Genomic DNA, 20,170 nt, shown 5'->3' on the forward strand with positions numbered 1-20,170 from the left:
GCCCGCACCGGAGCCCGCACCGGAGCCCGTTCGAGCAGGTCGAGAAGGTCCGGCGCGGGCGAACGGAGCCGCCGCTACTCGAAGTTCGGCGCGTTGCGCTCGTACACCAGCCGCAGGCCGATCAGGGTCAGCCACGGCTCGTGCTCGTCGATCACCACGGAGTCGGCCAGGACCATCGGGGCCAGGCCGCCCGTGGCGATGACGCGGACGTCGTCCGGGTCGCCGTTCGGACCCACCAGCTCCTTGGCCATCCGGGCGACCACGCCGTCGACCTGGCCCGCGAAGCCGTAGACCACGCCCGACTGCATCGCCTCGACCGTGGACTTGCCGATGACGTTGCGCGGGCGGGCCAGCTCGATCTTGCGGAGCATCGCGCCGCGCACGCCCAGCGCATCCATGGAGATCTCGATGCCCGGGGCGATCACCCCGCCCACGTACTCGCCCTTCACGGACACCGCGTCGAAGGTGGTCGCGGTGCCGAAGTCGACGACGATCGCGGGACCGCCGTAGAGCTCGACGGCGGCGCACGCGTTGATGATGCGGTCCGCGCCGACCTCCTTCGGGTTGTCCGTCAGGATCGGCACGCCGGTCTTGATGCCGGGCTCCACCAGGACCGCCGGGACGTCCCCGTAGTAGCGCCGGGTGACCTCGCGCAGCTCGTGCAGCACGGAGGGGACCGTCGAGCAGATCGCGATGCCGTGGATGCCGTCGCCCAGCTCGTTCCCGAGCATCGGGTGCATGCCCATCAGGCCCTGCATCAGGACGGCCAGTTCGTCGGCGGTGCGCCGCGGGTCGGTGGAGACCCGCCAGTGCTCGACGATCTCGTCACCGTCGAACAGGCCCAGGACCGTCTGGGAGTTGCCGACGTCGATGGTGAGGAGCATCTACCGCTCCTCGCGCAGGTCCAGGCCGATGTCCAGGATCGGCGAGGAGTGGGTGAGACCGCCGACGGCCAGGTAGTCCACGCCCGTCTCGGCGTACGCGCGGGCCGTCTCCAGCGTGAGGCGGCCCGAGGACTCCAGGGTCGCGCGGCCCGCGACGGCGGCGACGGCCCGCGCGGTCGTCTCCGGCGTGAAGTTGTCCAGCAGGATCAGGTCGGCCCCGGCCTCCAGCGCCTCGGTGACCTGGTCCAGGGTGTCCACCTCGACCTCGATCGGGAGCTCGGGGAAGGCCTCCCGCACGGCCTTGAAGGCCTGGGCGACGCCGCCCGCGGCCACCACGTGGTTGTCCTTGACCAGCGCCGCGTCCGAGAGGGACATGCGGTGGTTGACGCCGCCGCCGCAGCGGACCGCGTACTTCTCCAGCGCGCGCAGGCCCGGCGTGGTCTTGCGGGTGTCGCGGACCTTGGCGCCCGTGCCCTCCAGGACGTCGGCCCAGCGGCGGGTCGCCGTCGCGATGCCGGAGAGGCGGCAGAGCAGGTTCAGCGCGCTGCGCTCGCCGGTCAGCAGGTCGCGGGTGTGGGCGCGGACGGAGAGCAGCACCTGGCCCGCCTCGACCCGGTCGCCGTCCTCCGCGTGCCGCTCGACCTCGAACGACTCGGTGCAGACCACCGACAGGACGGCCTCCGCGATCCGCAGGCCCGCCACGACGCCCGCCTCGCGCGCCGTGAAGTCGGCGGTGGCGACGGCGTCCTCGGGGACGGTGGCGACGCTGGTGACGTCGACCCCGCCGTCGAGGTCCTCGGAGAGCGCCATGTGGGCGATGTCCTCGACCTCGATGGGGTCCAGGCCGGCGTCGGCGAGCAGCTCGGCGAGCGCCGGGTCCAGGCCCGACTCCTCGCCGCCGCCGCAGCCGCAGTCGTCGCCGCAGCCGCCCGCGCCGTCACCGCCGTCGATCAAGGGGAGTTCGGTGTGTTCGTGCTGTTCGGGGGTGCTCACGGTCGCTGCTCCATCATTTCGGTGCCCAGGGGGTGGCGTACGGACGGGAAGTCCGCGGAGTCGGTGGGGGTCACGACCAGGGCGCGCTTCTCCGCGCGGGACAGCCGTACGACCAGGTGGTGGCGCCAGGCCGCGTCGTCGCGGTCGGGGTGGTCCTCGCGCCAGTGGCAGCCGCGGGTCTCCTCGCGGCGCAGGGCGGCGGCGACCAGGACCCGGGCCACGCACAGGAGGTTGGTGGCCTCCCAGGTGTCGGTGCCGGGCTCGGCCGTCTTGCCGTGGGCGTCGAGGTCGTGCAGCGCCGCCGTGTACAGGGCCTGGAGGGCGGTGGCCGCGCCGCGCAGGGAGTCCGCGGAGCGCAGCACGCCCGCGCCCGCGGTCATGATCCGCTGGATCTCCAGGCGGGCCTCGGCGGGCAGCAGCGGTCCCGTGGAGGGGACGGGGATGCCCGGGCCGTGGGAGGCGGGCCGGTGGGACACGATGTCCGCGGCGATCCGCTCGGCGAAGACCAGGCCCTCCAGCAGGGAGTTGGAGGCGAGCCGGTTCGCCCCGTGCACCCCGGTGCAGGCGACCTCGCCGCAGGCGTACAGGCCCGGGACGGTGGTGCGCCCGTCGAGGTCGGTGCGCACGCCGCCGCTCGCGTAGTGCGCGGCGGGCGCGACCGGGATCGGCTCGGTCACCGGATCGATGCCGTGGGCGCGGCAGGAGGCCAGGATCGTGGGGAAGCGCTGCTCCCACATGGCGGCGCCGAAGTGCCGGCCGTCCAGGTACATGTGGTCGACGCCCTGCTCCAGCATGCGGCGCGTGATGGCCTTGGCGACGATGTCGCGCGGGGCCAGCTCCGCCAGCTCGTGCTGGCCCACCATGAAGCGGACCCCGTCCGCGTCGACGAGGTGGGCGCCCTCGCCGCGCACCGCCTCGGACACCAGTGGCTGCTGGCCCTCGGCGCCGGCGCCGAGGAAGAGCACCGTCGGATGGAACTGGACGAATTCGAGGTCGGAGACCTCGGCGCCGGCGCGCAGCGCGAGGGCCACACCGTCGCCGGTGGACACCGAGGGGTTGGTGGTCGCGGAGAAGACCTGGCCCATGCCGCCGGTCGCCAGGATCACGGCGGGCGCGTGGACGGCGCCGACGCCGTCGTGCTGGCCCTCGCCCATGACGTGCAGGGTGACGCCGGCCGTGCGGCCCTCGGCGTCGGTCAGCAGGTCCAGTACGAGCGCGTTCTCGACGGTCTCGATGCCGGCGTCCTGGACGGCCTCGACCAGGGCCCGGGAGATCTCGGCGCCGGTGGCGTCGCCGCCCGCGTGCGCGATCCGCCGGCGGTGGTGGCCGCCCTCGCGGGTCAGCTCTATCTCGCCGGTCTCGGCGGAGGTGTCGAAGACGGCGCCGGTCTCGATGAGCCGGCGCACCGCGCCGGGCCCGTCGGTGACCAGCAGCCGCACGGCGTCCTCGTCGCACAGGCCCGCGCCCGCCACGAGGGTGTCGTCCAGGTGCTGTTCGGGGGTGTCGCCGTCGCCGAGGGCGGCGGCGATGCCGCCCTGGGCCCAGCGCGTGGACCCGTCGTCCAGCCGCGCCTTGGTGACGACGACGGTACGGCGGCCCGCGGCCGCGCAGCGCAGCGCGACCGTCAGGCCCGCCACGCCGGAGCCGACGACGACGACGTCCGCCTCGACGGACCAGCCGGGGGCGGGGGCGTGCAGCCGTATGCCGGTACCGCCCGCCGGGGTACCTGCGCCACCACTGCCAGTGCTCACGAGTGTGCTCCGAACTCCAATGGAAGGTTGTCGATCAGCCTGGTCGTGCCGACTTTCGCGGCGACGGCCAGTACGGCCGGCCCGGAGTGACCGGGGCCGACCTCGGTGAAGTCTGCGGGGTCCACCAGGGCCAGGTAGTCCAGGAGCAGCGGTGGTGTGTCACGTCCCGCCTCCTCCAGGACCTGGCGCGCGGCGGTCCGGACGGCGTCGGGCAGCCCGCCGCGCGCGGCGGCCACCGCGTGGGCGTCGGCGGAGGCGCGGGCCTCGCCGAGGCGGGCCAGCGCGCCGGCCCGGCCGTCGCCCGCCGGGGCGGCGCCGGCCTCGGCGCGCTCGCGCAGCGCGGCCTGGGCGGCGAGCCGGTCGCGGCCGGCGGCCAGCGCGCGGGACAGCGCGAGGGCGGTGCGGCGCTCGGGGTCCGAGAGGTAGCGGTTGCGGCTGGAGAGGGCGAGTCCGTCGCCCTCGCGGACGGTCGGCACGCCGACCACCTCGACCGGGAAGTTCAGGTCCGTCACCATGCGCCGGATCAGCGCGAGTTGCTGGGCGTCCTTCTGCCCGAAGAGCGCGGCGTCGGGGCGGGTGAGGTGGAGCAGCTTCGCGACGACGGTCAGCATCCCGTCGAAGTGGCCGGGGCGGGTGGCACCCTCCAGCAGGGTGCCCATGGGGCCCGCGCTGATCCGCACCTGCGGCGCGCCGCCCGGGTAGACCTCGTCGGCGGCCGGGGCGAAGACCGCGTCGGCGCCCGCCGCCGCGGCGATCTCCAGGTCGGCGTCGAGGGTGCGGGGGTAGCGGTCGAGGTCCTCGTTCGCCCCGAACTGGAGCGGGTTGACGAAGACGGTGACGACGACCTGGCCGGCCGCTCCGGCGCGCTCGCGCGCGGTGCGGATCAAGGTGGCGTGGCCCTCGTGCAGGGCGCCCATGGTCATGACCACGACGCGCGGGGCGTCCTGGACGCGGGGCAGCGCGTACAGCTCCCCGGCGGTGGACAGCAGGTCCGTCATCGGGGGTCCCCTCCCAGGTCGTCCGGGGCGCCGGGGCCCTGCGGGCCGAGCGGCTGCTCGGCGTCCTGGCCGAGCACGCCGAGCAGGTCCTCGGCCAGTTCCGGCTTGAGCAGGCCGTGGGCGAGGGCCCGGTCGGCGGTGGTGCGGGCCATCGCGAGGTAGCCCGCGACGGTGCCGGGCGCGTGCTTGCGCAGCTCGGCGACATGGGCGGCGACCGTACCGGCGTCACCGCGGGCGACCGGGCCGGTCAGCGCCGCGTCGCCGGAGCGCAGGGCGTTGTCGAGGGCCGCGCCGAGCAGCGGGCCGAGCATCCGGTCGGGGTGCTCGACCCCGGCGGTGCGCAGCAGTTCCATGGCCTGGGCCACCAGGGTGACCAGGTGGTTCGCGCCGAGGGCGAGGGCTGCGTGGTAGAGCGGACGGGACTCCTCCGCGATCCACTCGGGCTCGCCGCCCATCTCGATGACCAGGGCCTCGGCGGCCAGCCGCAGCTCGCCGGGCGCGGTCACCCCGAAGGAGCAGCCGGCCAGCCGCTGGACGTCGACCATGGTCCCGGTGAAGGTCATCGCGGGGTGCAGGGCGAGCGGCAGGGCCCCGGCGCGGCGCGCGGGGTCCAGTACGGCCGTCCCGTAGCGCCCGGAGGTGTGCACGAGCAGCTGTCCGGGGCGGATCGCGCCGGTCTCGGCGAGGCCCTCGACGAGCGCGGGCAGCGTGTCGTCGGGAACGGTCAGCAGGACCAGGTCCGCCCGGGCGAGGACCTCGCCGGGCGGTACGAGCGGCACGTCGGGCAGGAGCTCCGCAGCGCGCCGGCGGGAGGCGTCGGAGACGCCGGAGACCGCCACGGGCCGGTGTCCGGCCTGCTGGAGCGCGCGGGCCAGGGCCGGGCCGACGCGGCCGGCGCCGACGACACCGACGCGGAGCCGGGCGGGGCGGGCGGACGGATCCCGGAACTCCGTCTGATGGGGTGTGTTCACGCGGGGCGAGCCTTCTTCCGTTCCAGTCCGCGGGGGGTACCGGACGATACGCCGCCATCGTAGGCCCTGCCGCCGGAGGCCGTCCGGCCCGCCGTCCGCCCCGGGGGCCGCCGCACGGGATCGGGCAGGATCGGGCCATGGCATACGACACGGACGAGGACGCGGCGCAGCACAAGCGCCGACGGGACGCCTGGCGGGGCGCGGAGCGCAGGCTCTCCCGCGGCGGCGCCGAGCAGACCGTCGCGGAGCAGCTGGCGGAGCTCGCCGCACTGCCCGCGCTGCTGGGCCGGGACCCCGAGGAGGAACCCGACACCTACGGCAACGGGGTGGTCGCGGAGCTGGAACGGCGGGTCGCGGAGCTGCTGGGCCTGGAGGACGCGGCGTACTTCCCGTCCGGGACCATGGCCCAGCAGATCGCGCTGCGCTGCTGGGCGGGCCGTACGGGGAATCCGGTGGTGGCCCTGCACCCGCGCAGCCACCCCGAGCAGCACGAGGACGCCGCGCTGCCCGTCGTATCGGGGCTGCGCACGGTGTACCCGACGACGGAGCCGCGCCAGCCGACGGCCGCGGAGGTGCGCGAGCACCCGGAGCCCTTCGGCACGCTGATGGTGGAGCTGCCGCTCCGCGATCCGGGGTTCCTGCTGCCCACGTGGGAGGAGCTGGAGGAGCTGGTCGCGGCGGGCCGGGAGCGGGACGCGGTCATCCACTTCGACGGGGCGCGGCTGTGGGAGACCACCGTCCACTTCGGCCGGACGCTGCCGGAGATCGCGGCGCTCGCCGACAGCGTGTACGTCTCCTTCTACAAGTCGCTGGGCGGGCTGAGCGGGGCGGTGCTGGCCGGGCCGCGCACGCTGATCGAGGAGGCGCGGGTCTGGCGCCACCGGTACGGCGGCCAGGTCTACCGGCAGTACCCGCAGGTGCTGAGCGCGCTGGCCGGGCTGGAGCGGGAGCTGCCGAAGCTGCCGTCGTACGTGGCGCACGCCAAGGTGGTCGCGCGGGCGCTGCGGGAGGGCTTCGACGCCTCGGGGCTGCCGTGGGTCCGGATCCAGCCGGAGGTGCCGGTGACGCACCAGTTCCACGTGTGGGCGGCGTACGACGCGGACGCGCTGACGGAGGCGTCGGTGCGGCTGGCGGAGGAGACCGGGACCCAGCTCTTCGGCCGCTGGTGGGCGGAGGGCCCGCCCGGGATGGCGCTGGCGGAGCTGACGGTCGCCCAGGACGCCCTGTCCTGGACGGAGCAGGACGTCCGGGACGCGGTGCGCGGCTTCGTGGAGCGGATCGAGGGGCTCGACAAGGGCTGACCCCCACCGGGCGGCGGGGCGCCGGCGCCTGCGGCGGGTCCCGGGCCGCCCGGGCTCAGCAGGTCCTCCGAGCTCAGCAGGGCGCCCGGGCTCAGCAGGGCGCCCGGGCTCAGCAGGTCCTCCGGCGGTGCGGGCGGCCCGGCGCCAGGCGGTTCAGCAGCCGGTCCGCCGTGCGGCGCAGGGCGGCGCGCCACGGGTGGCGCGCGGCCCTGCCGTCGAGTACGGCCCGGAAGCGGGCGCGGTCCCGGACCGCGCGCAGCTCGGCGAGGTCGTGGCGACCGGGCTCGGGCGGCATCGGGGTCTGGTGCTGGGTGGCCCGGTAGGTGTCGAGGAGGTACTGCTCGATGGCGGTCATGTCCTTCACTCTCACCCGATCGGCCGTATCGCGCCCGTCGATTGACGCGTGCCGTCAATCGGCCCACAGTCGGCGTGCGGGAGGTGCCCGATCCCGCCGCTGACCGGCCAGAATGGACGCATGAGCGTCACCATCGACATCGCCGGCCTGCCCACCGAGCGCATCTCCTTCGCGCCCTCACCGCTGGCCGAGCTGTGCATGGCGCTGCACGCGCTCGCGCAACCCGCCCACCACCCGGGGCTGCACTCCTGGACCACCGCCACCACCGCCGCGCTGGACCCGTGCCTGGCCGACCGGCTGCTGGAGTGCGACTTCATGTGGCGCAGCTCCTTCGCGGACATCTTCATGCCCTTCGCGGGGGTGCCCGGGGGCACCGGGCTGCCGGCGGCGACGATCGCCGAGGAGCTGGACGTGCTCGACCGGATGGACGACGACCGGTTCGTGCTGGCCGCCCTGGAGCACTGTTGGATGTCGCTCCACAACGAGGTCACCCCGGTGTCCCCGTTGACCGACCCGGCGGCCCGGGCGAAGGCCCTGGAGACGGCCGCCGCGCGCGGCCCGCGCCAGCTGGAGTTCGCGCTGCGGCTGCTGGACGATCCGACGGGGGTCCGGGTCTGGCTGCGGCGGCTGCTGGAGGAGTGCGACGAGGCGTTCTTCGCCGACACCTGGCGGCGGATCGAGCCGCGGCAGAGCGCGGAGGCCCGGCACAAGGCGGAGCTGTTGCGGCACAAGGGGCTGGGCGTCGCGCTCAAGGAGGTCTCGTCGGCGCTGAGCCTGGACCCGGCCGGGACGAGGGTCACCGTGGACAAGATGGCGCACGGCACGGCGACGGCGACCGACGCGCGGGTCGGTACCGGGCTGGTGTTCATCCCGACCAACTTCGGCTGGCCGCACCTGCTGGTGCTGCACGCGCCGGGCTGGCGTCCGGTGATCCACTATCCGATCGGTTCGGCCGAACTCACCTCTTCCCAAGGATCGGTGGAACTGCTCCAGCGGCGGATGGAGGCACTGGCCCATCCGATGCGGATGCGGCTGTGCCGGAGCCTGGCGCGGGCCTCGTATACGACGAGCGAACTGGCCACCGTGTACGGGATATCCGCGCCCGAGGTGTCGCGCCATCTGTCCGTGCTGAAGAAGGCCGGACTCCTGCGGACGCGACGCCAAGGGCGCTACGTACAGCACGAGTTGGATCTGGCCACGGTGTCCCGCATCGGTGCGGATTTCATCGAGGGAGTCCTGCGGTAACACCTGGTCGGGCGAGGTGTCCGGGACTGGCCGAAATTCGTCGGCCGGGCCCGTATCGACGTACCGATATACGGAATTCATAAACCGGAATCGGCGAAAACTCTGGCCATACCGGCTCTTTGCTGCCTAACGTGCGTCGCATCAGCCACACAGCTTCTTCACAGCTCCACCAGAGGCTTCTGCCTGCCTGATTACCCGTCTGCCCCGCTTGTCGTGAAAGGACTTCTGCATGCCCTCACGCCGTATAGCCGCAGCCACCGCCGCCCTGGCGGCCGCAGCTCTCGTCTCGCCCCTGCTCCTCGCGGGACCGGCCGGAGCCACCGCCTCCAACCCGGTCAGCGACGCCGCGCAGGGTGACGCACTGGCCAAGAAGTTGGTCGCCGAGGCGACGGGCAAGGGGGCCTACAACCACCTGAAGGTGCTGCAGTCCATCGCGGACTACAACAACGGCACCCGGGTGGCCGGTTCGAAGGGCCACGAGCAGTCGGCCACCTACATCAGCCAGGTCCTCAAGGCCGCCGGGTACACGGTCACGAAGAACGAGTTCAACTTCGTGTACGTCGAAGCCGTCGCCCAGAGCCTGACGGTGAACGGGGCCGCGCCCCACGACGTCCCGATCCACCTGATGACCTACACGGGCAACAGCCCGGCGGGCGGCGTGACCGCCCAGCTGGCCGCCGCGCCGGTCGACGCGGACGGCACCAACGGCTGCGAGCCCGGCGACTTCGCCGCGGGCGCCTTCACGGGCAAGATCGCGCTGGTCAAGCGCGGCGGCTGCACCTTCGCCGTCAAGCAGACCAACGCGGCCGCGGCCGGCGCGGTCGGCGCGATCATCTACAACAACACCGAGGGCGGGCTGAACGGCACCCTCGGCGACCCGAACGTGGGCAAGATCCCCACCGGCGGCATCACCCAGGCGGACGGCGAGAAGCTCGTCGCCGACCTGGCGACCGCTCCGGTCGAGGTCACCCTGGACGTGCGCGAGCTGCGCGAGAACCGCAAGACCTACAACGTCGTCGCGGAGACCAAGGGCGGCGACGCGAACAACACCGTGTTCCTCGGCGCGCACCTCGACTCGGTCGCGGCGGGCCCCGGCATCAACGACAACGGCTCCGGCTCGGCCGGCATCCTCCAGGTCGCGCAGCGCCTCGCGAGCAGCCAGTCGAAGATCAAGAACAAGGTGAAGTTCGCCTGGTGGTCGGCGGAGGAGTACGGCCTCCTCGGCTCCGAGGCCTACGTCGCCTCGCTCACCCCCGAGCAGCAGAAGCAGATCAAGCTCTACCTGAACTTCGACATGATCGCCTCGCCGAACTCCGCGTACTTCGTCTACGACGGCGACGACTCGGACGCCACCGGCGCGGGCCCCGGCCCGGCGGGCTCGGCCCAGCTGGAGAAGGGGATCACCGACTTCCTCGACTCCAAGAAGGTCCCGCACGAGGGCACGGACTTCTCCGGCCGCTCGGACTACGGCCCCTTCATCGCGGTCGGCATCCCCTCCGGCGGCACCTTCACCGGCGCCGAGGGCCTCAAGACGGCGGAGCAGGCCGCGAAGTTCGGCGGGACGGCCGGGGTCGCCTACGACGTGAACTACCACGGCAAGGGTGACGACATCACCAACATCGACCAGAAGGCGCTCGACATCAACGTCGACGTCATCGCCAACGCCGTCGGCCACTACGCCTACGACCTGGCGCCGCTGGCCCAGCCGGTCGCGTCCCAGCCCACCAACGGCCAGGGCAGCGGTGGCGGCCTGCACGCCGGCCACGACGGCGTGACCCAGTAGTCCCTCCGGGGCTCCGCCCCCGGACCCCGCGCCTCAAACGCCGGCGAGGCTGATTCCCGCCCCGCCGGCGTTCGGGCGCCGGCGAAGCTGATTCCCGCCCCGCCGGCGTCCGGGCCCTGGGCGCCGGCCGCAGCCAAATCCAGCCCGTCCGGCGATTGAGGACCGGGGTCTGGGGCAGAGCCCCAGGGCCGTCACCCCGCCGGCGGCCAGGCCGGCAGGCCGACCGGCTGGATCAGCCACCCGAAGTCCCCCAGCCCCCCGCGCGCGGTGAGCTCGGCCGCCTCCCCCGCCGCCGCGAGCCCGCGGACGTAGCCCGCCGGATCGGTCCCGGCCAACGCCAGCGGCGGCCGAGCCCCCGAGACCCCCAGGGCGGCCAACGCCTCGCGCTGGGTCAGCAGCACCGCCCCAGACCCCGCACAGGCGTCGAGAGCCACGTGCGCGGTGACGTCGGCGGAGCCGTCCGGGACCGCGGGCACCTCCCGGCCCGCGCGGAAACCGGTCAGCGTGCCGAACGGCGGCCGCGCCTGACGGGCGTGCGCGTAGTCCACCGCCACCGCCAGGCCGCGCTCCAGCCCCGCCACGGCCGCCGCCCAGGCCTCGTCCCGGGGCCGGCCGATCTCGGCCCGGCCGGCCGCCCCCGGCTCCGCGGGCCACCACCGCTCCAACCACTCCCGGTCCGCCGGCTCCAACGGGCCGCCGGGGGACTCCGTACCGTCGGGGGCGACCAGCACGTACCGGCCGTCCTGCGCCACGTCCAGCGGGACGTTGTCGAGCCACTCGTTGGCGAAGAGCAGCCCCGTCACCCCGGCGGGCGGCTCGGCCACCCAGCGGATCCGCGGGTCGAGCCCCTCCGGCTCGACGGCCCGCTCCACCGCGTACGCCCGCACCCGCGCCGCCACCCCTGGATCCAGCGCCCGCAGCACCCCGGTCAACAGCTCGCCGCGCCCGGCGCCCACGTCGACCAGGTCCAGCCGCGCCGGACACCCCAGCTCCGCATCCACCCACGACAGCAGCCGGGCCACGGCGGCCGCGTACAGCGGGGAGGCGTGCACGGAGGTGCGGAAGTGCCCGGCGGGACCCGGGCCGCCCGGACGGACGTAGAAGCCGCCCGGACCGTACAGCGCGGCCTCCATCGCGACCCGCCACCGCACCGGCCCCGCGACCGTGCGCGTATCCGTGCCGATGCCTTCACCCTGAGCTGCCACGACGCAAAGGCTAAGGCCGCCTCCACCTTCGGGAGTACACCCCCCACGCACGGATCGCACCTGTGGTTGACTCCAGCACCTATCCACTGTCCCTACTCTGGGTTACGTGCAGCGCCTCTACGATTTCCTCCGCAGACACCCGACGGGCGTCGACAGCTTCTGGGCTGTCCTCCTCTTCGGGATGGCCATGCTGCAGGTCGCCGGGAGCTACAACACGACGCGCGAGCGGCTGATCGCCGCCCCGACCGTGTTCGCGCTGTGCGCGGTCGTGTCCCTGCGCCGCAGGTGGACCGTCCCCATGCTGTGGCTCACCGTCGGTACGGGCGCCTACCAGCTGGCCACCGGCTCCCAGCCCAACCTGGCCAACCTGGCCATGCTGGTCGTCCTCTACACCGTCGCCGCCGGGGACGTGCCGCGCTGGATCTCCCGGACCGCGCTCGGCCTCGGCCTGCTCGCCGCCCCCGTCAGCGGGTTGCGCTGGGGCGTGGACAAGAACGACGCCTACGCCGACGTCTTCTTCATCCTCATGCTGATCGTGCCCTTCGCGCTGGCCTGGGTGCTCGGCGACTCCCTGCGCACCCGGCGGGCCTACTACGCCCAGCTGATCGAGCGCAACCAGCGCCTGGAGGGCGAACGCGCCGCCCAGGCCAAGATCGCCGTGGCCGCCGAGCGCGCCCGGATCGCCCGCGAGCTCCACGACGTCGTCGCCCACAACGTCTCGGTGATGGTCGTCCAGGCCGACGGCGCCGCCTACGTCATGGACGTCGCCCCCGAACAGGCCAAGGAAGCCCTCCAGACGATCTCCGGCACCGGGCGCCAGGCGCTCGCCGAGATGCGCCGCCTGCTCGGCGTCCTGCGCACCGGCGAACCGCAGGAGTCCGAGGACTACGTGCCGCAGCCCGACGTCGAGCAGATCGAGGTGCTGGTCGAGCAGGTCCGTGCGGCCGGACTCACCGTCGACTTCAAGGTCGAGGGCTCCCCCCGCCCGCTGCCGACCGGCGTCGAGCTGACGGCGTACCGGATCGTCCAGGAAGCCCTCACCAACACCCGCAAGCACGGCGGACCCGATGCCGGCGCGAGCGTCCGGCTCGTCTACTTCGACGACGGGCTCGGCCTGCTCGTCGAGGACACCGGACGCGGGGCGGCCCACGAGCTGTACGAGGACGGCGGCGCGGACGGCGCCGGGCACGGCCTGATCGGCATGCGCGAGCGGGTCGGCATGGTCGGCGGAACCCTGGACGCGGGCCCGCGCCCCGGCGGCGGCTTCCGGATCAGCGCACTGCTCCCGCTCAAGAAGTGACACCCCTACCCCAGGTAGGGCGCGGGGCGGTGTTCGAGGAAGTGCCCCAGACGCAACCGCTGCGTGTGGTGCATGGCCAAGGAGTCGAGTTCGGCCGGATCGACGAACCGCACTTCCGTGCTCTCCTCGGAGACCGCCAGCCCGCCTCCGACGATGCGCGCCGTGAAGCAGACGTTGAACTGTCGCCGCACCTCGCCGTCGCCGTACTCGATGACGTGGCGCGGGTCGGTGTACGTCCCGACGAGCCCGGTGATCTCGACGTCGAGCCCCGTTTCCTCCCTCACTTCCCGGACGGCGGTACCGGGCAAGGAGTCGCCCATGTCCATGCCCCCGCCGGGCAGCGCCCACAGATCGTTGTCCCGCCGCCGTTGTAGCAGGATGCGACCCCTGTCATCGGTGACCACCGCCGAGGCCGCGACGACCAGGCTGTTCGGCTCCGGCGCGTGCGGATCGTCGTAGTACTCGGTCCGTGCCATGCGTCACCCCTCCACGGGTCGGGCGGTCTCCCACACGGCGTGGAAACTGTCCGCGTACCAAACCATCCACACGGACACCAGGTCCCGGCGTAGCTTCTGGGCATGGCTACTGAGCACTTGGGCGATCGCATGGCCCGGTTGCGCCGTCTCGCCGACCTCACGCAGGAGGGACTGGCCGAACGGTCCGGTGTGTCCGTGGACGTGATCCGGAAGCTGGAACAGCGACGGAAGCACAGCGCGCGGCTGCCGACGCTGCACTCACTGGCCAAGGGGCTCGGCGTTGAACTGACGGCCCTCCTGGGCGATCCGCCCGCCGTGCCGTCCAGTGGTGAGGCGGACCCGCCGCAGCTCGTTGCCGTCCGGCGCGCGATCATGCCGCCACTGTTCTCCCCACCCGCCGAACCAACGGGCGTGGAACGGCTGTCCCTGCCCCTTCTGCGGGCCGAGCTCGCCGATGGCTGGACGCTCTACCACGCAGCGGAGTTCGGGCGGCTGATGGACGTTCTGCCTGGCATCATCGCGGACGCTCGCCTCCTTGCCGCCGTGGGCGGCGCGGACCAGCGGGCGGCCGGTCAAGCCGCACTCGGCAAGGCGTTGCAACTGGGCGGACACCTGGCTATCCGTCTGGGCAAGACAGACCTTGCCCTTGCCGCTTTGGAACGCGCCTACGCTGCCGCCGGGGACTCCTCGGATCCCTTGCTCGCCCCCATGGTGTCGAACTCCGTGGCATGGGCCTACCAGCGACAGGCCCGGTTGGACGACGCACGGAACCTCGCCGTTCATGCCGCTGACGGGGTGGAGCGGGAACACGCGGGCACATCCGAGGGGGTACGCGTCTGGGGTGGCCTCTTGATGTCCGCCGCCACGTCGTACGCCAGGAGCGACGACTACGACACAGCGAACCTGATGATGCGTACGGCGGAACGCGCGGCGGACCGACTGGCCACGCTTCCACCACCCGTGGACGGGCGGCTCGTCTCGGTGTTCAGTCGCTCCTCCGTGCGCATCGAACGGGTCCGGCTCGCCGTCCAGCACGAACGTCCCGAGGAGGCGCTGACGCTGGCCAAGGGCATAAGGCTGAGTGCTGACACGCCACCCTCGTGGCGCACGTGGCTCTTGCTGGACGTGGCGCGGGCCTATACGGACGTGGGGGATGCCGAGGGCGCTGTGAAGGCTTTGGAGGCTTTGCGGCGCGTCGCGCCCGCCTGGATGCGGCATCACACGTTGGCGGTGGCCATCGTCAGTGATCTTTGGGCGGGCTCCGCGCGACCGGTCGGGCTGCGGAAGCTTGCCCAGTTCCTGGGGGCCACCGAATAGCGTTGTCAGAGTAGGACGTTGCGTCCCTGTGCCCGTTCGCTCACCGACGGAAGGATCTCATCACCGACAGCGAGGGGACGCCGAGACATGGCCGCAAGCAGCGCGACGGACGTAGATCAGTGGGAGTACGTGACCTATGCACCGAACGGCAACCACTGTTCCGGGTGCAAGAAGCTGATCAGGCCCCTTGAACCGGTCCGCCGGGGGCATACGGACCGCACGTCCGGACCACCCGTCGTGGTCTACCGGCACGCCGGTGAATGCCCCGGTCGCGTCGTGATCGCGTGATGGACATGCAGACCTGGCGGGACGCCCACGTGCGGGCCGATGACGCGCGGGAAGCCCTGGTGGCCGCTCTGGCCGCCCTCGGTGTGCCCGAGTCGGCGTGGAGCGCCGTGCGGCCCGTCGTGACCCGTACCGGAGCGCCTTGCGTGCAACTGGGCGTGCTCCCGGCGGATGTGATCGAGCAGGTGGCCGGGGCCCTTCGGGCGACGTCCGCCCGCTGAGTGGGAACCGACCCCCGAACGGCCCCGTCCGGTGACGGCGAGCAGGACCGCCGGGCGGGGCTCCCGTCTGCGTACCCTGGCGGCATGACTGCCTTTGATGCGCCTTCTCCGGCACGTTCCATCCGCGTGATGCTCGTCGACGACCAGGTGCTGCTGCGCACCGGTTTCCGGATGGTGCTCGCCGCCCAGCCGGACATGGAAGTGGTGGCCGAGGCCGGGAACGGGCTGGAGGCGCTGGAGGTGCTGCGGGCCACGAAGGTGGACGTGGTCCTCATGGACGTCCGCATGCCCAAGCTCGACGGGGTCGAGGCGACCCGTCGGATCTGCGAACCGGACGAGCACCCCAAGGTGATCATCCTGACCACCTTCGACCTCGACGAGTACGCCTTCTCGGGCCTGAAGGCCGGCGCGAGCGGCTTCATGTTGAAGGACGTGCCGCCGGCGGAGCTGCTGGCCGCGATCCGTTCGGTGCACTCCGGTGACGCGGTGGTCGCGCCGTCGACCACGCGCCGGCTGTTGGACCGCTTCGCGCCGATGCTGCCGACCACCTCGGCCGAGCCGCAGAACAAGGACGTCGAGCGGCTCACCGAGCGCGAGCGCGAGGTCATGCTGCTGGTGGCACAGGGGCTGTCGAACGGGGAGATCGCGGCGCGACTGGTCCTGTCGGAGGCCACGGTCAAGACCCACGTGGGCCGCATCCTGACGAAGCTGAACCTCCGCGACCGCGTCCAGGTCGTCGTCATGGCCTACGAATCGGGCCTGGTCCGCGCCGGCGGCGGCCCGGCCTCCTGACCCGGGCCGACGTCGGCCCGCCCGGTCAGGTCATCCAGCGGTCGGGGCGGGACGTGGCGCGGGAGGTGCGGGAGCGGACGGCCTGGTCCGCGAGGAGCGCCCCCGCGGCCACGGCCCCCCGCAGCCGCGCCGTCACCGTCGCGTTCGCCCCGGTGTCCACGTGCACGTCGGCCACCCCGCACGCCCGGGACCACGGCCCCTGGGTCAGGCGCACGCTCTGCACCTTCGCGTGCGGCACGATCTCCGTACGCCGGCACACCCTCCCGTGCCGGGCCACGAAGACCTCCGGGGTGACCGCCAGGCCGTACCCCTTCCACCACACCGGCACCATCCACCGCGCCGTGCGCGGCGAGGGCGCGAACTCCAGCCCGTTCAGGTCCACCCCCGGCAGCACCCGCGCGACCACCGCGTACGCCGCCGCCCGCGGAGCCACCGGCACCAGGACGTCGTTCTTCGACCCGGCCACCGCCAGCTCCACCCGCACCCAGTCCCGCCGCCGCCACAGCAGCGGTTCCACGATGCGCACCGTCTGCACCCGCCCCGGCGGCACCGTCTCGTGCGCCCGGTCCGCCAGCCCGTGGTCCAGCCGCAGGCCGTCGGGCGATTCGGCCACCGTCCAGTCGTACTCGGCCAGGAACCGGCCGAGGCTGCGCCCCCACACCGCGCCCAGCAGCGGTACCAGGGTGACGACCGCCGCCCACAGGTTGGAGCTGAGCCAGAACACCACGGCCGGCGCCGCCAGCCCGCCCACGATCGCGGCCCACACGCCCATGCTCAGCAGCAGGGACTCCACCAGCTGCCGGGTCGGCAGCCGCAGCAGTTCGCGGACCGGCGCCTCGCCGACCTCCGCCGCCTCCTCCGGTGCGAAACCGGCGGCCCGCGCCAGCAGCTCGGCACGCAGCGCGACGGCCTCCTTCTCGGACAGGAAGGCCAGCTCGTCCTTGTCGTCCGTGCCGATGACGTCGAGCTTGAGCTTCGCGACCCCGGCGATCCGGGCCAGCAACGGCCGGGTGACGTCGACGGCCTGCAAGCGGTCGAGCCGGATGTGCGCGGTGCGCCGGAAGAAGAGCCCGGTGCGGATGCGCAGCTCGGTCGGCGTGACGGCGTAATAGGTGAAGCGCCAGCTCAAGAAGCCGTAGAGGCCCGCCGCGGCGACCACGGCCAGCAGCACGAGCGCCCCGAGACCGCTGCCGAGGTCATGGGCGGCGTCCGCGGCCCACTCCTGGGCGCGCTCGCCCTGCTGGACGATCACGCCGCCGATGCCACCGAGGGGCACCCAGGCGCGGCGCAGCGGGGTGAAGGGGTGCAGCCGGCGCTCGACGGCGCCCGCGCCCGCGGCCGCGGGTACGGTCGGCACCGCGGGCGGCGTCACAGGCCCGCCGACCTTGCCTCGCCGAGCTCGGTCAGCCGGTCGCGCAGCCGTTCCGCCTCCCGCGGGTCCAGCCCGGGGATGGTCGCGTCGGTGGTCGCGGCCGCCGTGTGCAGCTGTACGGACGCCAGCCCGAAGCGGCGTTCCAGCGGCCCCGAGGTCACCTCGACCAGCTGCATCCGGCCGTAGGGGACCACCGTCTCCTGCCGCCACATCACACCGCGGCTGATCAGCAGGTCGTCGGCGCGCTCGGCGTACTTCCAGGACCGCCAGTTCCGCCCGAGCAGCACCCAGCACCAGCCCGCCAGCGCGACCCAGACCAGCGCGAACGCCGCCCACGCGGGCCCGACCAGCAGCCCGAGCAGAACGCCCGTGGCGAGCGTCAGCAGCCCCAGCCATATCACCAGCAGCAGTCGCCGCAGGGAGAGCAGCCCCCGCGGCAGCCCCACCCACACGGGCCCACCCGTCGCGTCCGTCGTCCCCGTTTCCATCCCCCCAGCCTAGGGCTGCGAGAATGCGCGCATGACGGAGACCACGGTCGGCATCGGCGGAGCGGCGGAGAGCACCGACATGGTGCTCAACATCGGCCCCCAGCACCCTTCCACGCACGGCGTGCTGCGCCTGCGCATCGTCCTGGACGGCGAGCGGATCATCTCCGCCGAGCCCGTGGTCGGCTACATGCACCGCGGCGCCGAGAAGCTCTTCGAGGCGCGGGACTACCGCCAGATCGTGATGCTCGCGAACCGCCACGACTGGCTGTCCGCGTTCTCGAACGAGCTGGGCGTGGTGATGGGCGTCGAGCGGATGCTCGGCATGGAGGTGCCCGAGCGCGCGGTGTGGATGCGCACGCTGCTCGCCGAGCTGAACCGGGTGCTGAACCACCTGATGTTCCTCGGGTCCTACCCCCTGGAGCTCGGCGGGATCACCCCGATCTTCCACGCGTTCCGCGAGCGCGAGGAGCTCCAGGCGGTCATGGAGGAGATCTCCGGCGGCCGGATGCACTACATGTTCAACCGGGTCGGCGGCCTCAAGGAGGACCTCCCGGCGGGCTGGCTCGGCCGGGCCCGGGCCGCGGTCGCGGACGTCCGGTCACGGATGCACGTGTACGACGACCTGGTCCACGGGAACGAGATCTTCCGCGGCCGGACCCGCGGGGTCGGCGTCCTGTCGGCGGAGGCGGTGCACGCGTACGGCGTCTCCGGGCCGATCGCCCGCGCCTCGGGCGTGGACTTCGACCTGCGCCGCGACGAGCCCTACCTCGCCTACGGCGAGCTCCAGGACGTCCTCAAGGTGATCACCCGGACCGAGGGCGACTGCCTGGCCCGGTTCGAGTGCCTGCTGGACCAGACCCACAACGCGCTGGACCTCGCGGTGGCCTGCCTGGACCGGATGGAAGAGCTGCCGCCCGGCCCGGTCAACCAGCGCCTGCCGAAGGTGCTGAAGGCGCCGGAGGGCGAGACGTACGCCTGGACCGAGAACCCGCTCGGGATCAACGGCTACTACCTCGTCTCCAAGGGCGAGAAGACCCCGTACCGGCTGAAGCTTCGGTCCGCGTCCTTCAACAACATCCAGGCCCTGGCCGTCCTGCTGCCCGGGCAACTGGTCGCGGACATGGTGGCCATCCTCGGCTCGCTCTTCTTCGTCGTCGGTGACATCGACAAGTAGTCGCGGTCCGCTGAGCCGCGGTCCACTGAGCCGCGCTCCCGTGAGCCGCGGTCCTGGTCCGAAAGTCTGATCGACAAGCGGCGGGCGAGCCAGCAGGCTGGGGGCCATGACCTCCGGCCTGAGCCCAGCAGTGGTGGGCGCGTACCTGCGGCGGCTCGGCATCGACGAGCCGGGACCGCCCTGCGCCGACGCGCTCTTCGCGCTGCAGCGCGCCCACGTCGAGCGCGTGCCGTACGAGAACCTGGACATCCAGCTCGGCCGGCCGCCCGGCATCGACCCCGAGGGCTCCGCGCGCCGGCTGGCCGCCGGGCGCGGCGGCTACTGCTTCCACCTCAACGGCGCCTTCGCCCTGCTCCTGGAAGCGCTCGGCTACGAGGTCGCCCGGCACGTCGGCGGCGTGTACGACGACCGCGCCGCCCGGAAGGTCAGCGGCAACCACCTCGCGCTAAGCGTCCGGGTGGGGGGCGGGGCGTACTTCGTGGACACCGGGCTCGGCGACGGGCCGTACGAGCCGATCCCGCTGCGCGAGGGCCGCTGGACGCAGGGCGGCTTCGACTACTCCCTCACCCCCTTGAAGAACGGCACAGGCTGGAGCTTCGAGAACGTGGGCGGACCCTTCCCCGTGATGAACTTCCGCTCGGCCACGGCGACGATGGCCGACTTCGCGGCCGAGCACGTCCGGCTCACCACCGCCGCCGACTCCGGCTTCGTCCGGACGCTGGCCGCGCTGCGCCGGGACGCGACCGGGATGGACGTGCTGCGCGGACACACCCTGAGCCGGGTCGAGGCGCACACGGACCCGGTCAAGCGGGAGCTGGCCACCCCCGAGGAGTTCTTCGAGGTGCTGGCCGGAGTCTTCGGGCGGGAGCTGGACGACCTGGACACGGCGGACCGGGCCGCGCTGTGGGCGCGGGCGACCGCCCCGGTGGACCGCGGGGAGAAACAACAGCAGGAGGCGTAGGGGCGGGCGATGTCCGTGCGAGGGGGCAGACTTGGGGCATGTCCCACTCCCCCCGCCGTGCCTGCCCCACCTGCGGACGCGACTGCGCCGTGACCTCCGGTCGGATCGCCCGCCACGATCCCCCGGGCGGCCGCGGCGAGCTGATCTCCTGCCCGGGCTCCCGGGCGCGCGTGGTGCTGGGCGCGTCCGCGCCGACGCTCGACGGGTTCGTGCTCGCGGAGCATCCGGGGCAACTCCCCCTGTTCTGAAGGCCACCGGGGAAGGGGGACAGCACCCGCCCGCGACCGGGGGCCGCCCG

20 protein-coding genes are annotated in these 20,170 nt (G+C 73.2%); 10 read left to right on the forward strand and 10 right to left on the reverse strand.

The genetic code is table 11. From position 1 onward, the window contains the following. Nucleotides 1–74 precede the first annotated feature (74 nt). From ACIBEA_RS26205 to ACIBEA_RS26225, 5 genes are read right to left on the reverse strand one after another with little or no spacing between them, the layout of a single operon-like run. Nucleotides 75–884 carry a type III pantothenate kinase gene (locus ACIBEA_RS26205; protein WP_354380581.1) on the reverse strand — a complete coding sequence of 270 codons (810 nt, stop codon included), beginning with the start codon at nucleotides 882–884 and terminating at the stop codon, nucleotides 75–77. Next, entirely contained in the window at nucleotides 885–1,877 is a 993-nt protein-coding gene (nadC, locus tag ACIBEA_RS26210; RefSeq protein WP_399264905.1) for a carboxylating nicotinate-nucleotide diphosphorylase, read from the reverse strand. Beyond that, complete coding sequence (locus ACIBEA_RS26215) at nucleotides 1,874–3,628, reverse strand: L-aspartate oxidase (RefSeq protein ID WP_399264907.1); 1,755 nt, start codon at nucleotides 3,626–3,628, stop codon at nucleotides 1,874–1,876. Before ACIBEA_RS26215 ends, nadC begins: the two co-directional genes overlap by 4 nt. After that, the gene (gene panC, locus ACIBEA_RS26220; RefSeq protein WP_399264909.1) at nucleotides 3,625–4,626 is read right to left on the reverse strand and encodes a pantoate--beta-alanine ligase; all 1,002 of its coding nucleotides are present in this window, start codon (nucleotides 4,624–4,626) and stop codon (nucleotides 3,625–3,627) included. Before panC ends, ACIBEA_RS26215 begins: the two co-directional genes overlap by 4 nt. After that, complete coding sequence (locus ACIBEA_RS26225; RefSeq protein ID WP_399264911.1) at nucleotides 4,623–5,597, reverse strand: Rossmann-like and DUF2520 domain-containing protein; 975 nt, start codon at nucleotides 5,595–5,597, stop codon at nucleotides 4,623–4,625. The genes panC and ACIBEA_RS26225 overlap by 4 nt, the downstream gene beginning before the upstream one ends. Nucleotides 5,598–5,734: 137 nt before the next feature. Between ACIBEA_RS26225 and ACIBEA_RS26230 the strand changes: the two genes are divergently transcribed. Beyond that, entirely contained in the window at nucleotides 5,735–6,898 is a 1,164-nt protein-coding gene (locus ACIBEA_RS26230; protein ID WP_399264913.1) for a threonine aldolase family protein, read from the forward strand. 109 nt (nucleotides 6,899–7,007) lie between these two features. On the opposite strand, the gene ACIBEA_RS26235 is transcribed toward ACIBEA_RS26230, so the two are convergent. After that, a complete protein-coding gene (locus ACIBEA_RS26235; RefSeq protein ID WP_399264915.1) occupies nucleotides 7,008–7,253 on the reverse strand; it encodes a hypothetical protein in 246 nt (81 codons plus the stop codon). Nucleotides 7,254–7,373: 120 nt separating this feature from the next. On the opposite strand from ACIBEA_RS26235, the gene ACIBEA_RS26240 reads away from it, so the two are divergent. Next, nucleotides 7,374–8,498 (forward strand): DUF5937 family protein, encoded by a 1,125-nt coding sequence (locus ACIBEA_RS26240; RefSeq protein ID WP_399264917.1) that lies wholly within the window; start codon nucleotides 7,374–7,376, stop codon nucleotides 8,496–8,498. Nucleotides 8,499–8,727: 229 nt separating this feature from the next. Next, on the forward strand, nucleotides 8,728–10,281 hold the full coding sequence (locus ACIBEA_RS26245) for a M28 family metallopeptidase (protein ID WP_399264919.1): 1,554 nt from the start codon (nucleotides 8,728–8,730) through the stop codon (nucleotides 10,279–10,281). A 191-nt stretch (nucleotides 10,282–10,472) separates the two neighbouring features. Here ACIBEA_RS26245 and ACIBEA_RS26250 read toward each other — a convergent pair whose 3' ends face one another. Further along, entirely contained in the window at nucleotides 10,473–11,414 is a 942-nt protein-coding gene (locus ACIBEA_RS26250; RefSeq protein WP_399265209.1) for an SAM-dependent methyltransferase, read from the reverse strand. A gap of 178 nt (nucleotides 11,415–11,592) precedes the next feature. On the opposite strand from ACIBEA_RS26250, the gene ACIBEA_RS26255 reads away from it, so the two are divergent. After that, on the forward strand, nucleotides 11,593–12,786 hold the full coding sequence (locus ACIBEA_RS26255) for a sensor histidine kinase (RefSeq protein WP_399264921.1): 1,194 nt from the start codon (nucleotides 11,593–11,595) through the stop codon (nucleotides 12,784–12,786). Nucleotides 12,787–12,791: 5 nt separating this feature from the next. On the opposite strand, the gene ACIBEA_RS26260 is transcribed toward ACIBEA_RS26255, so the two are convergent. After that, on the reverse strand, nucleotides 12,792–13,262 hold the full coding sequence (locus ACIBEA_RS26260; protein ID WP_399264923.1) for an NUDIX domain-containing protein: 471 nt from the start codon (nucleotides 13,260–13,262) through the stop codon (nucleotides 12,792–12,794). 102 nt (nucleotides 13,263–13,364) lie between these two features. Here ACIBEA_RS26260 and ACIBEA_RS26265 point away from each other — a divergent pair, with 102 nt between their 5' ends. The 3 genes from ACIBEA_RS26265 (at nucleotide 13,365) to ACIBEA_RS26275 (ending at nucleotide 15,877) form a co-directional block, all read left to right on the forward strand. Beyond that, nucleotides 13,365–14,579 (forward strand): helix-turn-helix domain-containing protein, encoded by a 1,215-nt coding sequence (locus ACIBEA_RS26265; protein ID WP_399264925.1) that lies wholly within the window; start codon nucleotides 13,365–13,367, stop codon nucleotides 14,577–14,579. Between the two features lie 287 nt (nucleotides 14,580–14,866). Beyond that, entirely contained in the window at nucleotides 14,867–15,085 is a 219-nt protein-coding gene (locus ACIBEA_RS26270; protein ID WP_399264927.1) for a hypothetical protein, read from the forward strand. An 84-nt stretch (nucleotides 15,086–15,169) separates the two neighbouring features. After that, a complete protein-coding gene (locus ACIBEA_RS26275; RefSeq protein WP_399264929.1) occupies nucleotides 15,170–15,877 on the forward strand; it encodes a response regulator in 708 nt (235 codons plus the stop codon). A 25-nt stretch (nucleotides 15,878–15,902) separates the two neighbouring features. Here the strand turns inward: ACIBEA_RS26275 and ACIBEA_RS26280 are convergent, their stop codons facing one another. Together ACIBEA_RS26280 and ACIBEA_RS26285 are read right to left on the reverse strand one after the other, a co-directional pair. Continuing rightward, nucleotides 15,903–17,234 carry a PH domain-containing protein gene (locus ACIBEA_RS26280; protein ID WP_399264931.1) on the reverse strand — a complete coding sequence of 444 codons (1,332 nt, stop codon included), beginning with the start codon at nucleotides 17,232–17,234 and terminating at the stop codon, nucleotides 15,903–15,905. 11 nt (nucleotides 17,235–17,245) lie between these two features. Continuing rightward, complete coding sequence (locus ACIBEA_RS26285) at nucleotides 17,246–17,737, reverse strand: PH domain-containing protein (RefSeq protein ID WP_399264933.1); 492 nt, start codon at nucleotides 17,735–17,737, stop codon at nucleotides 17,246–17,248. Nucleotides 17,738–17,768: 31 nt separating this feature from the next. Between ACIBEA_RS26285 and ACIBEA_RS26290 the strand changes: the two genes are divergently transcribed. From ACIBEA_RS26290 to ACIBEA_RS26300, 3 genes are all read left to right on the forward strand, one after another. Further along, nucleotides 17,769–18,911, forward strand: a complete 1,143-nt coding sequence (locus ACIBEA_RS26290) for an NADH-quinone oxidoreductase subunit D (RefSeq protein WP_354380597.1) — start codon at nucleotides 17,769–17,771, stop codon at nucleotides 18,909–18,911. Between the two features lie 106 nt (nucleotides 18,912–19,017). Then, nucleotides 19,018–19,872: an arylamine N-acetyltransferase gene (locus ACIBEA_RS26295; protein WP_399264935.1), complete on the forward strand. Its 855-nt coding sequence runs from the start codon at nucleotides 19,018–19,020 to the stop codon at nucleotides 19,870–19,872. A gap of 38 nt (nucleotides 19,873–19,910) precedes the next feature. Continuing rightward, nucleotides 19,911–20,120, forward strand: a complete 210-nt coding sequence (locus tag ACIBEA_RS26300; RefSeq protein WP_399264937.1) for a hypothetical protein — start codon at nucleotides 19,911–19,913, stop codon at nucleotides 20,118–20,120. Nucleotides 20,121–20,170: the final 50 nt, after the last annotated feature.

The organism is Streptomyces sp. NPDC051555, from assembly GCF_044454405.1.
GTDB lineage: Bacteria > Actinomycetota > Actinomycetes > Streptomycetales > Streptomycetaceae > Streptomyces.

Coding starts and splice junctions, on each gene's coding strand:
- ACIBEA_RS26205 (WP_354380581.1), bottom strand. CDS start 884: ATGCTCCTCACCATCGACGTCGGCAACTCCCAGACGGTCCTGGGCCTG.
- panC (WP_399264909.1), bottom strand. CDS start 4,626: ATGACGGACCTGCTGTCCACCGCCGGGGAGCTGTACGCGCTGCCCCGC.
- ACIBEA_RS26230 (WP_399264913.1), top strand. CDS start 5,735: ATGGCATACGACACGGACGAGGACGCGGCGCAGCACAAGCGCCGACGG.
- ACIBEA_RS26235 (WP_399264915.1), bottom strand. CDS start 7,253: ATGACCGCCATCGAGCAGTACCTCCTCGACACCTACCGGGCCACCCAG.
- ACIBEA_RS26240 (WP_399264917.1), top strand. CDS start 7,374: ATGAGCGTCACCATCGACATCGCCGGCCTGCCCACCGAGCGCATCTCC.
- ACIBEA_RS26245 (WP_399264919.1), top strand. CDS start 8,728: ATGCCCTCACGCCGTATAGCCGCAGCCACCGCCGCCCTGGCGGCCGCA.
- ACIBEA_RS26250 (WP_399265209.1), bottom strand. CDS start 11,414: ATGGAGGCCGCGCTGTACGGTCCGGGCGGCTTCTACGTCCGTCCGGGC.
- ACIBEA_RS26260 (WP_399264923.1), bottom strand. CDS start 13,262: ATGGCACGGACCGAGTACTACGACGATCCGCACGCGCCGGAGCCGAAC.
- ACIBEA_RS26265 (WP_399264925.1), top strand. CDS start 13,365: ATGGCTACTGAGCACTTGGGCGATCGCATGGCCCGGTTGCGCCGTCTC.
- ACIBEA_RS26270 (WP_399264927.1), top strand. CDS start 14,867: ATGGACATGCAGACCTGGCGGGACGCCCACGTGCGGGCCGATGACGCG.
- ACIBEA_RS26275 (WP_399264929.1), top strand. CDS start 15,170: ATGACTGCCTTTGATGCGCCTTCTCCGGCACGTTCCATCCGCGTGATG.
- ACIBEA_RS26285 (WP_399264933.1), bottom strand. CDS start 17,737: ATGGAAACGGGGACGACGGACGCGACGGGTGGGCCCGTGTGGGTGGGG.
- ACIBEA_RS26290 (WP_354380597.1), top strand. CDS start 17,769: ATGACGGAGACCACGGTCGGCATCGGCGGAGCGGCGGAGAGCACCGAC.
- ACIBEA_RS26295 (WP_399264935.1), top strand. CDS start 19,018: ATGACCTCCGGCCTGAGCCCAGCAGTGGTGGGCGCGTACCTGCGGCGG.
- ACIBEA_RS26300 (WP_399264937.1), top strand. CDS start 19,911: ATGTCCCACTCCCCCCGCCGTGCCTGCCCCACCTGCGGACGCGACTGC.